The organism is Nocardia sp. NPDC023733 (assembly GCF_040639775.1).
Classification (GTDB): Bacteria; Actinomycetota; Actinomycetes; order Mycobacteriales; family Mycobacteriaceae; genus Nocardia; species Nocardia rosealba.
The window spans coordinates 93,569-109,207 of the sequence record NZ_JBFAAN010000007.1 but is presented as its reverse complement, the minus strand read 5'-3'; the positions used below and the strand labels follow the sequence as shown (position 1 = coordinate 109,207).

Sequence of the window (15,639 nt, the reverse complement as noted above, 5' to 3'; positions counted from 1 at the left end):
GCCCGGCCGTACTGTGACCGGCATGGCTGTTGACCGCATGTTGCCCACCGAAGAAGCGCGCGACCTGATCGAGCTGACCCGTGAGATCGCCGACAAAGTGCTCGAGCCGCGCGTTGCCGAAAGCGAGAAGACCGGGGTCTTTCCCGAGGGCGTTTTCCCCGCCCTCGGCGCGGCCGGACTGCTCAGCCTGCCCTACCCCGAGGAGTTCGGTGGCGGCGCGCAGCCGTACGAGGTGTACCTGCAGGTGCTGGAGGAACTGGCGAGCCGGTGGGCGGCGGTCGCGGTGGCGGTGAGTGTGCACGGGTTGTCGTGCCACCCGCTGTTCACCTACGGCACCGACGAGCAGAAGCAGCAGTGGCTGGCCGGGATGCTGTCGGGCGAAACCATCGGCGCCTACAGCCTTTCCGAGTCGCACGCCGGTTCCGACGCGGCCGCGCTGCGCTGCCGCGCGACCCCCGTCGACGGTGGTTACCGGATCACCGGAACCAAGGCCTGGATCACCAACGGTGGCCGTGCCGACTTCTACACCCTGTTCGCACGCACAGGTGAAGGCTCGCGCGGCATTTCGTGCTTCCTCGTGCCCGCAGGCACCGAGGGTCTGAGCTTCGGCAAGCCCGAGGAGAAGATGGGTCTGCGCGGCATCCCGACAACCACCGCCGCCTACGACGACGTCTTCCTGCCCGCCGAACGCCGCATCGGCGAAGAGGGACAAGGACTTTCGATCGCCTTCAGCGCCCTCGACGCGGGCCGCCTCGGCATCGCTGCCGTCGCCACGGGTGTGGCCCAGCGCGCGCTCGACGAGGCCGTCGCCTACGCCAAGGAGCGAGAAGCGTTCGGCCGCAAGATCATCGATCACCAGGGCCTCGGCTTCGTGCTCGCCGACATGGCCGCCGCCGTCGACACCGCCCGCGCCACCTACCTCGATGCCGCCCGCCGCCGCGACGCCGGTCTGCCCTATTCGCGTCAGGCCAGCGTCGCCAAACTCGCCGCCACCGATGCCGCGATGAAGGTGACCACCGACGCCGTCCAGGTGTTCGGCGGCTACGGCTACACCCAGGACTTCCCCGTGGAGCGCTACATGCGCGAGGCGAAGGTGATGCAGATCTTCGAGGGAACCAATCAGATCCAGCGCCTGGTGATCGCCCGCCATCTCGCCGGGTGAGCAATTCGGCAACGCGCTGATCATCCGTGGTCAGCGCGTTCGCCGCAACCGGTCAGTAAACTGGACGGCATCTCGACACCTCGACGAAATGAGGCGTGCGATGCTGTGGTGGCTGGTCTTGATTTTGGTGTTATCGGTGGGCGCACTGCTGTACCTGCGCGCCGAACAGAACAAGCGCACCGCCCGCGAATTCGACGAGGCACGAGCCGAGGCCAGGGTGGGCATCGAACGCCTCGGCGGCCAGGTCTACGCCCTCACCCCGCGCAACGAAGCCGCCCGCCAAGCCCTCGCCGACGCCTCCGAACGCCACACCGCCGCCACCGCCCAGCTCGACCGCGCGCGTTCACCCCACCAGGCCGACCTCGCTCGCCGCACCGCCCTCGAAGGCCTCTATTACATCCGCGCCGCCCGGCAGGTGATGAACATGGACCCCGGCGATCCCATCCCCGCCCTCGACGGCCAGGACATCGCGGGCCGCGTCGAACAGTCCCGAACCATCGACTACAACGGCCGCCGCATCACCGCCTCACCCCACCCCTCCCCCACCACCGGCCACTACTATCCCGGCGGCCGAGTCGCAGGCCGCCCCGTCCCCGCGGGCTGGTACTCCGAACCCTGGTGGAAGCCCGCCCTCCTGGCCGGCGCCTGGGGAGCAGGCTCGGTCCTGTTGTTCTCCGCCTTGTTCGCCGGCATGCACGGCATCGGCTACGACGCCGAAGCCTTCGAAAACGGCACCGGCCAAGCCGCCACCCCCACCCCCACAGACCTCACCGACCCCGGCTACGACACCGGTACCTACCCCGCCTTCTGACCGAGCCCGACACCCCCACCCACCCCCTCGCGTTATACTCACCTCGGCCCGCCGAGCGAGCCCCCCGCCTTCGTAGCTCAGGGGATAGAGCACCGCTCTCCTAAAGCGGGTGTCGCAGGTTCGAATCCTGCCGAGGGCACCAGAAATTCTCAGTCGGGCATCGCCGCGTAGGTCACTACGAGGGGCGCGTGGTCGGAGAGGCGCTCGGCGGGTGACGGTTCCTTGTCGACGACGACAGACCTCGCGTGGCGGGCGAGGCCGGGAGTCGCGAGTTGGTGGTCCACTCGCCAACCCACATCCTTGGCGAACGATTGCCCCGCCCAACTCCACCAGGTGAGTGGACCCGGGCGATCGCCGTGCACCTGTCGCACCACGTCGACGAGCCGGCGCGTGCCCAGAACCGCACTGAACCATTCGCGGTCGGTAGGCAAGAAGCCGTCCATCGTGCGGGCGGCACGCCAGTTGGTCACATCGTGTCGGGTATGCGCGATGTTCAGGTCCCCGGTGAGGACGAACTCGCGTCCCGCACTCAGCGCAGCGAGCCGGTTCCGGTGCACTTCGCGGGCGAACGCAGCGAGGAACCTCTGCTTGCGTTCGTACTTGACCCCACCGTCGGGCTGTTCGCGCATCGATCCCGGGCGCTGGAGATGCGCGGGCAGACCACCCTTGGGGAGATACAGAGAGGCCACCGTCACCGGGCGGTCGGCCAGGTCGACCTCGATATAACGTCCCTGTGCGGTGAACTCACCGAGTCCGCGGGCCCTGGGTGGGTGGGTCACCCACGTCCGCACGGCAGCGGCGGGAACCTTGGTCAATACGGCCACACCGTTGCGACCGGCCACGGAACCGACGTCCACTGCCGCCGAATAGCCCGGGAAGGTTCCCACATCGGCTGCGGAACAACGCAACTCCTGCAGCGCGACCACATCCGCCGCCCGGCCCCGCAACCACTGGTCGAATCCACGACGACGTGACGCACGAATTCCGTTGACGTTGAATGTGGCGACAGTGAAAGAGTCAGCGACCGACGAACCCATGGCAACACTGTGCCGGAGACCCCTGTCACCCGCCCGGGCGAGCCCTGGATCACGACGCTGACCCCCGATCAACTGCTCGAGCGGAACACCGACGAGTAGCCACACAGCCGCGTATGAACCCGATCGCCCGATACGGCAGATCGACGGCGCAGTTCCCGGCAGATCGACGACACACCATCCGGCAGATCGACGGAATCACCTTCGGCAGATCGACGCCTTCCTCGACGCACCCGGCACCATGCTGATCGACGAAGTGCAGCGCGTTCCGGATCTCTGGTTGTCGATCAAGCACGCTGTCGACCGCGACCCACGGCCGGGGCATTTTCTGCTGACCGGCTCAGCAAGACTCCTCGGACTGAGTTCGCTGGGCGATTCACTGCCCGGCCGGTCGGAAACCATCGAGCTCTTTCCCTTGTCGCAAGGTGAAATCAACGGCACCCGAGATGGTTTCATCGATGCGGTGTTCGCTGCCGGTGCCGACTTCCGCACCGGATCATCGGAGCTGAGACGCAAGGACTACCTGGCCGCGGCGGCCAGAGGCGGATATCCCGAAGCCATCCGTCGTACCGCGCCGCGTCGACGCGCCCAGTTCTACAGCTCCTACCTCGACGACATCATGAGTCGCGACGTGCACCAGGTGGCCGACATCCGCCGCGGATCCGACATGCGTCGCCTCGTCGCAGCCCTGGCCGCACAGACCAGCGGCCTACTCAATTACAGCCGCCTGTCCGCTGATCTGGGGATACCAGTCACGACCCTGCGGGACTACGTCGACATCCTGGAGCTCATCTACCTCGTCCGCTTGGTCCCGGCCTGGTCGGCCAATGCCACCGCACGTGCCATTTCGACACCGAAACTGACCTTCACCGACTCCGGCCTCGCCGCCTATCTACTGACCGGCGTCACCAATGACGCGACCACCGGCGCCATCATGGAGACTTTCGTACTGGGCGAACTGACCCGTCAACTCACTTGGAGCACGACCATGGCCAGGCTGCACCACTACCGCGACCGGGACGGCTACGAGGTCGACGCCGTCCTCGAGGACAACGCGGGCAGGATCGTCGCGATAGAGGTCAAAGCGGCGGAGACCATTCGCCCCGACGATTTCCGAGGCCTGCGAGCCCTGCAACGTCGCCTCGGCGATCGCTTCCATGCCGGCTTGGTCCTCTATTGCGGTGACCAGCAACTCCCTTTCGGCGACGCTCTGACCGGTGTTCCGATCAGCGCCCTGTGGACGACCCCGCCGCCCGAGCTGCAAGCCTGAAATAAGTTCAGCTGATGCGCGCCGGTCATGCCATGTCACGGTCTTCCCCGTGACAAATGCCGGCCGCTCCGGCAGGGAAGTCCGCGCTCAATCCGGGACGATGACGGGGCGGGAACGGCCCTGATGTGCCCAGGCTTCGCCGACGCGGCTGAGGGGGTATGTGGTGTACGGCGGGTCGAACGTGCCGTCGGCGAAGCGGGCGAGGATGGCGGGGACCTCGGCGATCATCTGTTCCTTCGAGACCGAGCCGAGGCCACTGCCGCTGATCCGGATCCGGCGGCTGCGCAGTAGCGCTGCGGGGAGTGAGGCATCGGTTCCGGCGAGTGTGCCGATCTGCACGTAATCGAGCGGCACACTGTTGGCGGACGGGCCGGAGCTTCCCACTGCCGCGAAGGCAGCTTCGGCGACGGTGCCCCACACGTAGTCGAGAACGAGGGTGGGTTGGGTGTCGGCGACGGCCGCACCGAGGGTGGTCGACCAGGTGTCGGGTGCGTCCGGTGCGAGTGCGACGGTCACTACACCCGGGGCACGCAGTCGTTCCAGCGCTGCGCGGTCACGCCCGGCCGCGACGACCTGTTTCGCGCCGAGGGCCAGCGCGGCCCGCACCGCCAGACCGCCCGAGGCGCCGGTCGCGCCGAGCACGAGTACTGTCCCGAGTTCGCCCGCCTCCTCGCGCCGGGCAATCAGGGGCATCCAGCCGGAGAGGGCTGGATTCATTCCGGCGGCGACGGCGAGCGGATCGGCCCCGGCGGGAAGCTCCGCCGCGAACGGGGTGACCATCCATTCCGCCATGGTCCCCCACGGCGCCCGGGCGAAACCTGTGTAGACCAGCCGCCCGTCCTCGGTACGGGCCACGGCATCGACGCCCGGAACGAGGGGGTGTGCCGGGCCGCCGGAGTAGTGGCGCCCGGCGGCCTGCCCACGGACGACGTGGTGCAAACCAGCGCCCACCAGCCTCAACGGTGCTTGGCCCGGCCGCGCTTGGGGATCCGGGAAGTCCGCGAGGACAGGTGTCGAGTCGGGGGTTTCGACGACAGCAGCACGCATGAGATGGCTCCTTAACTAAGTTAATTTACGCTGCCACCGACGATGCCTTAACTTTGTTAAGGTGTCAACCGTGGCAAAAGGAATCACCCGCGAGCAGATCGTGACGACCGCACTCGAATTGCTCGACGAGCAGGGCATGGACGCCCTCACCGTCCGCGTGCTCGCCACCCGGCTCGACGTGAAGGCCCCCGCCCTGTACTGGCACGTCCGCAACAAACAGGAACTCCTCGACGAGATGGCCACCTTCGTCATGCGACGCGTCACCGATGCCCTCGCGGCGATCCCGCGCGGCGCCGACTGGCGTGACGACGTATCCGCCTACGCCCGCGTCCTGAGGTCGGAATACCTGCGGCACCGCGACGGGGCGCGCATCTTCAGCGGCACGCGTTTCGCCGACCCCGACGTGGTGAAGGCGAAAGAATCGTGGCTCGAGCGCCTGACCGCGGCCGGGTTCTCACTGCCCGAGGCCGACGACACCCTCGACCTACTCACGGCCTTCGTGGTCGGCTTCGTCATCGAAGAGCAGGAGCGCAGCCCCTCCACGAGCGCTCGATACTCGCTTGCCGAACGTGATGCGTGGCTCGGCGAAGGGGCCGAACTGGTCAAGGCCGCCGGACATCTCCGCGACGACGGCGACCCGAGGTTCGAACGCCAACTCGGCGTTGTCCTCGACGGGCTCGCGACCCGGCTGCGCTGACGGCCGGGCGTTCACCCCTCGTCCACATCGTGCTGGTCGGCTACCCGCTGGGGATCTGCCAACCGGTGCAGGCCCAGGACGCGAGACACCCGCCACCAACGACGCGATCGCACCACTGCACCCGAACGCGGCGAGCCACGCCGACACCGCACAGCAGGTGCTCGGAGCACTGCGGCCCTAGCTGGTCGAGCGCAGGGCCTTCCCGAGTTTCACCCGGTGCTCGTCGTCCGTCGAACGCCGGACAGGCCAGAGGGTTTCGGCGATTTCCGTCCCCGCCTGGGTGCGATAGGCGTCGACCAGGATGGCCGGGTCGCCGCCTGTTTCGGTGAGGGTGGCCGCCGCTTCGCTGCCGTCGGCGAAGACGAGGTCGAAGCGGTCGCCGGGGAGGTCGAGTTCCAGGCCGGGGAACAGGTGGGTGTAGGCGACGACTACGGATGCTGCTTCGGTCACGGCGTTCCTTCCGATCGGAGGCGATCTCACCCTACGTCGGGAAGTGCTCCGGCGACCCGCACCGAGTCTCCGGTGTCGGGAGTGCCGGTCACCGATCAGGAACGTCGGATGATCGGTGGGAGTGCGTAGGAACCGTCGAGGACACTGGGGTCGGGTTCGTACACGCGCAACAGCGGGCGGAAGGGGCCGACGGGGGTGGGGAGCCAGTTGGCACGTTCCGTCGGGTCGGTCGGCTGGTCGTGCTGGAGGGTGATGGTGAGGGAGCCGTCGGCGCCGGTGACCAATCCGGTGGTGCGGTCACCGATGGAGTAGCGGTCGATGGGGTTGTCGACGAGGTAGAAGTTCTCGGCGTCGTACATCGTGATCGACCAGAAAGCACCGCATGGCGGTGGAGTGGCGAAGGTCAGCTGGTACCGCTGTGATCCGTCCAGTGCGGCGCTGACGCTGTCGACGTAGACCATCGCGTAGGCGGCCTCGTAGCCGTGATTGCCCCACAGTCCCCCGCGCGCCGCCGCGGTGCGTTGCGTGTAGCGGGCAGCAGTATCGGGCACCTTCCATTCCGGATCGTCGAGGGCGCCGACTTCGAAGAAGTCCAGGTTGTAGTCGAAGATGTGGTAGGCCAGGTTCCAGCCGTTCTGCACGGGGCCGCTGACGTGCTCGAGCTCCGATTCGAGGTTCTTCCTGCCCGCCGCCAGACCCTCGACCAGCGCCGCGGCGAGGTCGGGATCGGCAGCGCGGTAAGGGGATTCATCCGACAACAACCCGAGTGGGGCGAACCGCTGCTGGTATCGCTTGTCGCGTTCGGCGGGTGGGAAAGCAGCCATCGCGACGCGTAGCTGTTCGAAGAACAGCAGGTCGTCGGGCACGCCGGTGGCCGGCGTCGGCAGTCCCTTTCCGGTACCGGTCGGGGTGAGCCGCAGCCCGGATTGCAGCGCCTTCACCTGAGGCAGGTCGGATTCGCCGTCGACCGCCCAGCGGCCGACGATCGAGACGACCGCGGTCGGGCAGTGGATCACGATGACGTCCCCGGGTGCGTCACCGTTCCATCCGGGCGGCACGAGCAGGAACGATCCGGCCCCGGTTCCGGTCGCACGGTGACCGACATAGGCGAAGTTGTTCGTCCAGGCGTCCACGAATTGCATGACGTAGTAGCGGCCGTCGGCTTCGGGCACGTCGAAGCGCACCGGGCCGCCACTGGTGTCGACCATCGCGTTCGAATAGACGGTGTCGTTGTTGACGGACACGAATTTCGTATCGGGCCCGGCCAGAGACGCTGCGTTGGCGAACTGGTTGAACGGGGCGGCAGAGGTCGCCCCCAAACCGTTCCGCACCGCGTCGGCGACCTTGTCCAGATCGGCCAGGATCGGATACCCGTAGACGAAGGCCTCCGCGGCCAGTGCTGCCAGATCGGGTTTCGACGCCGGTGCGGTAGTCATCGGGCAATCGTCACGCCTGGCCGGACGCGAGGCATCATCCGTTCCGGGTGAGATCGCCGAACCGGTCAGCCGATGCCGCCGACGGCGGGCAGCGCTTCGGCGACCCGCACCGCCTCGGCCAGCTCGTCGGCGGTGCGCCGGAGCTGGTCGGTGGTGTGTTCGGAGGTCAGGAAGAAGCGCAGCCGCTCGCTGCCGACCGGGACGGCGGGGGCGGTGATCGCACCGGTGTAGATGCCCTGTTGAAGCAGCCGGGCCGAGACGAAACCGGCGCGGAATTCCTGCGGCACCATGACCGGGAAGATCGGAGTTCCCTCGGAAACACCCAGGTCGAGGTCACGTTCGACGAGCAAGCTCCGGAAGAACTCGGTATTGGACCACAGCCGGGTCAGGCGTTGCGGTTCCATGTCGAGGATGTCGAGTGCGGCCAGGGCGGCACCGATGGTGGACGGCGCGGGCCCACCACTCAGCATCGCGACGCCGGGTGCGGCGACCTTCATGGCGCCGATCAGGTCGGCGTCACCGGCGACGAAGCCACCGCAGCTGCCGAGCGCCTTGGACAGGGTGCCCATCCAGATGTCGACCGCATCGCCGGGCAGGCCGAAATGTTCGCGAACGCCCCGGCCGTTCGCGCCGAACACACCGAGCGAGTGGGCTTCGTCGACCATCACCGCACAGTCGAATTCCCTCGCCACAGCGGCGATTTCGGGAAGCTTACCGATGGTTCCGTCCATGCTGTAGTGACCTTCGAGCACCACGAGCGCACGGTCGAAATTGGCGCGCGCCATCCGCAGCACCGACCGCAGCGACTCGGGATCGTTGTGCCGGAAGGTGAGCTGACGCGCACCCGACCACTGCACGCCCGACACCACGCTGCGGTGGATCAGCGAATCACAGATGGCGACGTCGCCGTCGCGCAACAGGAAGCCGATCACCCCGGCATTGGTGAGATATCCACTGGTGGTCACCAGGGCGTCGGCGACGTCGTACATCCCGGCCAGGCGCTGCTCGAGTTCGGCGTAGAGCGGGATCTCCCCGGCGACGATGCGCGAGGCCGAGGCGGAGGCGCCGTAGGTGTCGAGCGCGTCCTTGGCCGCCTGCACCACCTTCGGGTGATTGCTCAACCCGAGGTAGTTGTAGGCGCCGAAGTTCACCAGTTCGCGTCCCTGCCAACGGATCACGGTGTCGTTGGCGCTCTCACGCAGCAGGAAGACCGGGTTCGGCATGTCGAATCGGTCGTACAGTTCGGCGATCGTGGCGCGTTTCTTCGCCATCGCCGCCACTTCGGGGTGGTCGGCGAACTGGCGGCCCGGACCACGCCGGGGGCGCCGCGGGACGGGCGGGGGTGTGGACGGTGCCCGCGACACCCCCTCGCCGACCGTATCGTTGAGCAGCTTCCTGGCCAGTTCCCGCGCCGACTCGCTCATGCCCGCACCCCGACGATCGCCTCCGCCACCCGCGCTCCCGCCTGTTCGAGGCTGAACGAACGGCCCATCTGCAAGGTCAGCAGCTCGACACCGAGCGACTTCGATACCAGCGCACCGAATTCCACCGCCATCAGCGAGTCCAGGCCGAGTTCGGGGACCGGAACGCTCAGGTCGATCGAGTCCGCCGCGACACCCATCACCTGCGCCAGCTGTTCGGCCAGCATGTACGCCACCACCTCCCCGCGTTTGTCCTCGTCGAGCTCGGCGAGCTGGATACGCAATTGGCTCGCCGCCGAATCATCCTGCGCCGCAGCGGCGATCATCGTCTCGAGCCGTCCGGTCTTGGCGAAGAACGGCGCGGTGGCATCGACCTTGGCCCAATCGATCGGAATGATCGCCGCCTGCGTAATACCCAGGCGCAGCGCCTGTTCCAGATACTGCGCGCCCTCGTCCATGTCGAGCGGATCGAACCCGGTGGTGCGCAGATAGCGGGTGATGTGCTCGTCGGCGGCGGCCATTCCGCCGCCGGACATGTGACCCCAGCCGACCGCGAGCGCTGTGCCACCGGTGCGCACGACCGATTCGGCCATCGCCTGCAGCGCGGAATTGGCGGCGGTGTAGGCGAATTGACCGACCGCACCGAACATCGTCGAGCCGGAGGAGTACAGCACGAAGTGGTCGAGCCGCACGCCTGCCGCCTCGAGACCCGCGGCGAGGGCGCGCACACCGTCCACCTTCGGCCGATACACCGCCGACAGGCTGTCGATGTCCATCACCGTGGCCCGTTTGTCGTCGATCACGCCCGCCGTGTGGAACACACCGCGCAGCGGATGGTCGGCCGTGTGCGCTCGGTCGATCACCGCGGCGACGGCCTCGGCATCGGTGATGTCGACCAGTTCGCTCACCACCGTGATGCCCTGCTGAGCCCACGCCGCGAGCTGCGCGACCGCCGCCCCCGTGGTGGGGCCGCTACGGCCGAGCAGCGTCAGGTGCCGGGCGCCGTTGCCGACCAACCACCGACCGGTAGCCAGACCGAAGGCACCGAAACCACCGGTGATCAGGTAGTTCGCATCGGCCTCGATACGCACCTGCGGCAGGGCTGGCCGGACCAGGGGCTCGGCTTCGGTGAGGTCGAGCGCCACGCGCCCGGTCCCGGTGGACCGCGCCACCGCCTCGAAGGCCTCCCCGACCTCGGCGGTGCCGTAGCTGGTGAACGGCAGCGCCCGGTAAGTGCCGTCGTCGAGCCGGGCGTTGATTCCACGCACCAGGTCGAGCACGCGGTCGCGCCGGACGCGGGCCATCCGGTCCAGGTCGAAGGAGTAGTAGGCGATGTTCTTGTCGAAGGCGGCCAGTTCCAGCACGCCACCGGCGTAGATGTCGGCCTTGCCGATTTCGACGATGCGGCCGAATTCGGCGACCATCGTGAAGTTCTGGCGCTGCAGCTCGCCCGGCGCGGTACTGAGGATCACGTCCACACCGCGGCCGCCGGTGAGCGCGAGCACCTCGTCCACGAGCGTGAGCGAGCGCGAACCGAGGACGTGATCGGCCCCTTCGGCCGCCACGAGCGCACGGCGCTGCTCGGTGCTCGCGGTGCCGATCACCACGGCACCGTGCTGCTTGGCGATCTGCACCGCGGCGGTGCCGACACCACCGGCGGCGCCGTGGATCAGCACGGTTTCCCCCGGCTGGATCCTGGCCAGTTCGAGCAGGGAGTGTTCGGCGGTGGCGAAGGCGGTTCCGCTCGTGCAGCGACCGGGCTCGGTGCCGGGGCGCACACGGGCGAGCAGGGCGGCTTCGGTGGTGTGGAACCGGGCGATCATGCCCTTCGAGGTCACGGTCACCTCGTCACCGACGGCAACCTCGGTGACTCCGGCACCGACCCGCACGACGGTCGCGGCTCCTTCCATGCCGGGCACCGTGCCGAAATACGTGGGCGCCAGCTCCCGCTCACCCAGCACGCCGATCACCTTCAGCGCGTCCTTGTAGTTCAGGCCGACCGCACGCATGCGCAGCTCGACCTCACCGGGTCCCGGTGCGCGACGTTCGCACCGCCGCCAGCCGAGCCGGGCGAAGCTGCGCGAGCGGGGCAGCTCGAGTTCGAAGTTCGCCTCCGGATCGGTGAGCGGCTCCGCCGTGTCGAGCGCTTCGAGGCGCTGCGGCATGGTCCGGTCGACGACGGTGACCCAGCGCAGTCCGTCACGCAGGATCACCTCGTCGCTGCGGTCGTAGGTGAAGGCACCCGGTACGGCCAGTTCGGCGGCCAGTTCGGTTTCGGTCACCCGGGCGTCGATATCGACCAGCCGCCACCGCAGCCGGGACTGTTCGTTGAGCAGCACACGACGGGCACCCGCGATCGCGGCCAGGGTGAGCGAGGGTGGCGTCGGGTCGGCCGGGTGCGCGTAGGCGTTGGCGGTGACGACGGTCGCGTGCAGCGACCCGTCGCCGGTCATCGGCAGGTCGACGGCGAGTTCCTTCGCGCGGACGTCGAGGAAGCTTTCGAGGGTGGCCGCGACACGGCGAAGAGTCCACAGGGTGGGTATATCGCCGTCGGCCGAGGCGCCGGGCACTACGCAAACATGCACGCGCTCAACCCCTTCGAGAGCGAAGAGGTCGCGGAGGCGGGCGGTGAGGTTCGCTTCCAGCTCGGTGTCGTCGAGCAGGACGGCGGCCGAACCGGCGGCCCCGGTGCGCACGGCCTGGTGCACCCGTTCGACGCGCTCTTCGGCGCCTTCGCCGTAGCCGAGGACCAGCGTGAACAATCCGTCGTCGCCGGGCAGCGCGGTCGTGTCGACCGGTTCGCGTAGCTCCCAGCGTTCTTCGTAGAAGAAGTCGCTCATCCGCTGCAGTGGTCCCGCACCCGGCGTGAGCGAGGCGAAGCGCACGCCGCGCAGCTGCAGGCAGACGGCGTTGTCGGCGCCGAGCAGGTCGATGTCGGCGGCGTCACCGGACATCCGGGTCACCACTGTGATCTCGGCGGGCAGGGCGGCCAGCCGGCGCACCGAGCGGACACCGACGGGGACCATCGCCCCTTCGGCGGCACGCCCGGCGAGCAGAGCCGCCACCGTTTGCAAGGCGGCATCGACCACGGCGGGGTGTGCGAGATGCCGAGCGTCCCGGTCGATTTCACCGTCAACCCGGGCGACGACCGAATCCGTGTCGAGCCGGATCGCGGTCACCCGCTGGAACGCCGGACCGTACTGGAGCCCGGCCGCTGTGAGACCGGTATAGAAGTCGGCGGGTTCGACCGGTGTCGTCGCGGAAAGGTCGGGCACGTCGGCGGTGACCGGGGCGTAGGAGCCCTCGACGAGCCGTCCGGTCGCGTGCACGGTCCACACCGAGCCGGCGGCGCCGCGCGAACGGATGGTGAAGCGTCGTGTCGAAACCTCCAGGTGGAGTTCGACGATCGGTGCGTCACCACCGTCGACGACGAGCGGCGCGACGAACCGCACGTCCTCGAGTCCCACCTGTTCGGACTCGGCTCGCACGGCCGCGGCGCTCAGCGCGGCGTCGAGGTAGCCCGAGCCCGGCATGATCGCGGTGCCGCCGACGACATGGTCGGTGAGCCACGGCAGTGCGGCGGTCGACAAATTGAGCCGCCAGGTGCTCGCGTCGTCGGGGCGCCGGTCGCCGAGCAGGGGGTGCGCGTCCGGGGTGCCGTGCCGTTGCGTCCGCAGCTCGGGTAGTTCCGAGCGCAGTACGGTGCGCTGCCACGGGTAGCGCGGCAGGTCGATATGCGGTGTCGGGCAGACCGTTTCGGTGAACAGCGCGTCGATGTCGAGAGCGCCTGCGGCGTAGAGGTCGACCAGCACCTGACGCATGCTGTGCGCGTCGTCCTGTTTGCGATGCAGGGTGGCGATGGTCGTGCCCGTCTCGCCCGCACCGATGAGGATCTCGCGAATATTGGCGCCGAGCACCGGGTGGGGACCGACTTCGAGGAACACCCGGTGTCCCGCCTTCACGAGCGCCGTTGCCGCCGCCGCGAAGCGCACCGGCTTGCGCACATTGGCGCACCAGTAGTCGGCGTCCCAGTCGGCGCCGGTGACCAGTTCGCCGGTGACGGTGGAGTACAGCGGCAGGCGTGGTTCGGCGACGGTGATGTCGGCGAGTGCGGCACGCAATTCGTCGAGAATCGGGTCCATCAGGGCACTGTGATACGGCACCTCGACCTGCAAACGCCGCGCGAACACACCCCGCTCCGTGAGTGTTTCGGCAATGGCGTCGAGCCGGTCGACCGTACCCGCGAGGGTGACCGCCGACGGGCTGTTGATCGCCGCGATATCGACGGCGTCCTCACCTGCCACGAGCGCACCGGCCTCGGCCGGCCCGAGCCCCACCGCGAGCATGCCGCCGGTGCCCGCCGTGCTCGCCTGCAGCCGCGAACGGTGGTAGCTGACGAGAACAGCGTCGCCCAGCGACAACATGCCGGTCAGATACGCGGCGGCCACCTCGCCGACACTGTGCCCGACGACAGCCGCGGGCTCGATCCCCCGCTCCCGCAACGTCGCGAACAGCGCGACCTGCACGAGGAAGTTGGCCGGTTGCGCGATGGCGGTCGAGGTCACCCTCGATTCTTCCTCCGGCCGCAGCAGTTCTTCGATGATCGACCAGCCCGCCACCGCCTGGAACTCCGCGTCCACCCGCTTGGCCTCGACAGCGAAAGTGCCTTCCGCCGTGAGCAGCTCACGCGCCATGCCCCACCACTGCGGGCCCATACCGGTGCAGACGAACACCGGTTCACCGGCGCGTTTGGCAACGGTCTTGGTGACCCGGCCCGATCCGGTCGCCAGGTCGATCAGCCCCTGCACCAGCTCGGTGTCGTCGCCGAAAGCGACGCCCGTGCGCACCGGATGATGCTGACGCCGCCGCCACGCCGCCTCAGCCAGCCGCTGCGGATCGGCACCGTCGGCGATGCGTTCGGCGAACCCGCGCGCCAGCTCACGTACCGCACCTTCCGAACGCCCGGACAGCGGCAGCACACCGAAATGCACTGGTGGCCGGACGGTTTCGGCGCTCGACCGGTACTCCTGCAGAATCGCGTGCGCGTTCGTCCCGCCGTAACCGAACCCGTTGACCGCCACGGCCATGCGCTCGACGTCGGAGCCGACCGGCTCGGCCTCGGTGAGTACCCGAATCCCCCACTCGTCGAAGGGAATATCGGGGTTCGGCGTGTCCAGCCAGCCCTGCGGCGGGATCGTGCGATGCCGAATCGCCAACGCCGACTTGATGACGCTCGCGACACCGGAGGCGGCCTCGGTGTGCCCGAGCGTGGCCTTCAACGACCCGACGCCGAGCTGCCCCGGCCGTCCGGCAGGTGCGCCATAGGCGCGACCGATGGCCCGCAGTTCGATCGGATCGCCCACCGGGGTGCCGGTACCGTGTGCCTCGACGTAGGTGACATCCCGAACATCGAGGCCTGAGCGCCGGATCACGTCGCGCGCAAGGCTTTCCTGCGATTCCGCATTGGGGACGGTGATGGCGGTGGTCCGCCCGTCCTGGTTGGCGCCGGTGGCCTTGACCACCGCGTAGATCCGGTCACCGTCGCGTTCGGCGTCGGCCAGCTTCTTCAGGACGACCACACCGGCGCCCTCGCCCCGGCCGTAGCCGTCGGCCGCGGCGTCGAACGGCTTGCTCCGCCCGTCGGCGGCGAGGAAGCCGCCCTTGCACATCGTGACGAACGTTTCCGGCTGCACCATCACGTTCACGCCACCGGCGATCGCGACGTCGCAGTCACCGTCGGCGATAGCCCGGCAGGCCAGATGCAGGGCGACCAGCGACGACGAACAGGCCGTATCCACCGTGACGGCGGGGCCTTTCAGGTCGAGCGCGTACGCCAGTCGGTTCGACAGCATGGTGTACGACACACCGACGGCGGTGTGCAGGTCGACATGCGGCAGCGCGGCACCCGCCGAAACCACCATCTGATCGAGGGTGAAGGCACCCACATACACCCCGAGCGAGGACCCTGCGGCCCGTCCGGCCACGCCCGCGTCGTCGAGCGCCTCCCAGGCCACCTCGAGGATCAACCGCTGCTGCGGGTCCATGCTGGTGGCCTCGCGCGGCGAGATGCCGAAGAATTCCGGGTCGAAGGCCCACGGGTCGCCGGTCATGAAGGCGCCGCGTTTGGTGTACATGCGGCCGGGCGCGCGCCGGTCCTCGTCGTAGTAGCGGCGCCAGTCCCAGCGCTCCTCGGGAATCTCGCGAACGCCGTCGCGCTTGTGGATCACGAAGTCCCAGAACGATTCCGGCGACTCGATGCCGCCCGCATAACGGCAGCCGATGCCGACGATGGCGATGTCAGTCATGTGCAT

General features: G+C 68.4%; 10 protein-coding genes and 1 tRNA gene. 5 read left to right on the top strand and 6 right to left on the bottom strand.

The genetic code is table 11. The features are described from left to right. Positions 1–22 precede the first annotated feature (22 nt). From AB0F86_RS24410 to AB0F86_RS24400, 3 genes are all read left to right on the top strand, one after another. Positions 23–1,162 carry an acyl-CoA dehydrogenase family protein gene (locus tag AB0F86_RS24410; protein ID WP_067641039.1) on the top strand — a complete coding sequence of 380 codons (1,140 nt, stop codon included), beginning with the start codon at positions 23–25 and terminating at the stop codon, positions 1,160–1,162. Between the two features lie 100 nt (positions 1,163–1,262). Beyond that, positions 1,263–1,973, top strand: coding sequence for a DUF1542 domain-containing protein (locus tag AB0F86_RS24405; RefSeq protein ID WP_356985966.1), 711 nt, complete (start codon positions 1,263–1,265; stop codon positions 1,971–1,973). Between the two features lie 66 nt (positions 1,974–2,039). Further along, a tRNA-Arg gene (locus AB0F86_RS24400) sits at positions 2,040–2,115 on the top strand. A 7-nt stretch (positions 2,116–2,122) separates the two neighbouring features. On the opposite strand, the gene AB0F86_RS24395 is transcribed toward AB0F86_RS24400, so the two are convergent. Continuing rightward, positions 2,123–3,010, bottom strand: a complete 888-nt coding sequence (locus tag AB0F86_RS24395) for an exodeoxyribonuclease III (protein ID WP_225281817.1) — start codon at positions 3,008–3,010, stop codon at positions 2,123–2,125. Positions 3,011–3,077: 67 nt separating this feature from the next. On the opposite strand from AB0F86_RS24395, the gene AB0F86_RS24390 reads away from it, so the two are divergent. Continuing rightward, positions 3,078–4,277 carry an ATP-binding protein gene (locus AB0F86_RS24390; protein WP_357171720.1) on the top strand — a complete coding sequence of 400 codons (1,200 nt, stop codon included), beginning with the start codon at positions 3,078–3,080 and terminating at the stop codon, positions 4,275–4,277. Positions 4,278–4,364: 87 nt separating this feature from the next. Here AB0F86_RS24390 and AB0F86_RS24385 read toward each other — a convergent pair whose 3' ends face one another. Then, positions 4,365–5,324, bottom strand: coding sequence for a zinc-binding alcohol dehydrogenase family protein (locus AB0F86_RS24385; RefSeq protein WP_356985967.1), 960 nt, complete (start codon positions 5,322–5,324; stop codon positions 4,365–4,367). 70 nt (positions 5,325–5,394) lie between these two features. On the opposite strand from AB0F86_RS24385, the gene AB0F86_RS24380 reads away from it, so the two are divergent. Beyond that, positions 5,395–6,021: a TetR/AcrR family transcriptional regulator C-terminal domain-containing protein gene (locus tag AB0F86_RS24380; protein ID WP_356985968.1), complete on the top strand. Its 627-nt coding sequence runs from the start codon at positions 5,395–5,397 to the stop codon at positions 6,019–6,021. A gap of 177 nt (positions 6,022–6,198) precedes the next feature. Here the strand turns inward: AB0F86_RS24380 and AB0F86_RS24375 are convergent, their stop codons facing one another. The 4 genes from AB0F86_RS24375 to AB0F86_RS24360 all read right to left on the bottom strand — a co-directional run bounded on the left by AB0F86_RS24375 (position 6,199) and on the right by AB0F86_RS24360 (position 15,633). After that, positions 6,199–6,471, bottom strand: a complete 273-nt coding sequence (locus AB0F86_RS24375; protein WP_225281812.1) for a hypothetical protein — start codon at positions 6,469–6,471, stop codon at positions 6,199–6,201. Between the two features lie 95 nt (positions 6,472–6,566). Continuing rightward, complete coding sequence (locus tag AB0F86_RS24370) at positions 6,567–7,907, bottom strand: DUF1254 domain-containing protein (RefSeq protein ID WP_356985969.1); 1,341 nt, start codon at positions 7,905–7,907, stop codon at positions 6,567–6,569. A gap of 65 nt (positions 7,908–7,972) precedes the next feature. Continuing rightward, on the bottom strand, positions 7,973–9,331 hold the full coding sequence (locus AB0F86_RS24365) for an aminotransferase class I/II-fold pyridoxal phosphate-dependent enzyme (RefSeq protein ID WP_356985970.1): 1,359 nt from the start codon (positions 9,329–9,331) through the stop codon (positions 7,973–7,975). Beyond that, entirely contained in the window at positions 9,328–15,633 is a 6,306-nt protein-coding gene (locus AB0F86_RS24360; protein WP_356985971.1) for an SDR family NAD(P)-dependent oxidoreductase, read from the bottom strand. Before AB0F86_RS24360 ends, AB0F86_RS24365 begins: the two co-directional genes overlap by 4 nt. Between the last annotated feature and the right edge of the window lie 6 nt (positions 15,634–15,639).

Excerpts from the sequence above, each read along its gene's own strand:
- AB0F86_RS24410 (WP_067641039.1), top strand. The coding sequence starts at position 23 with ATGGCTGTTGACCGCATGTTGCCCACCGAAGAAGCGCGCGACCTGATC.
- AB0F86_RS24405 (WP_356985966.1), top strand. The coding sequence starts at position 1,263 with ATGCTGTGGTGGCTGGTCTTGATTTTGGTGTTATCGGTGGGCGCACTG.
- AB0F86_RS24395 (WP_225281817.1), bottom strand. The coding sequence starts at position 3,010 with ATGGGTTCGTCGGTCGCTGACTCTTTCACTGTCGCCACATTCAACGTC.
- AB0F86_RS24385 (WP_356985967.1), bottom strand. The coding sequence starts at position 5,324 with ATGCGTGCTGCTGTCGTCGAAACCCCCGACTCGACACCTGTCCTCGCG.
- AB0F86_RS24370 (WP_356985969.1), bottom strand. The coding sequence starts at position 7,907 with ATGACTACCGCACCGGCGTCGAAACCCGATCTGGCAGCACTGGCCGCG.
- AB0F86_RS24365 (WP_356985970.1), bottom strand. The coding sequence starts at position 9,331 with ATGAGCGAGTCGGCGCGGGAACTGGCCAGGAAGCTGCTCAACGATACG.
- AB0F86_RS24360 (WP_356985971.1), bottom strand. The coding sequence starts at position 15,633 with ATGACTGACATCGCCATCGTCGGCATCGGCTGCCGTTATGCGGGCGGC.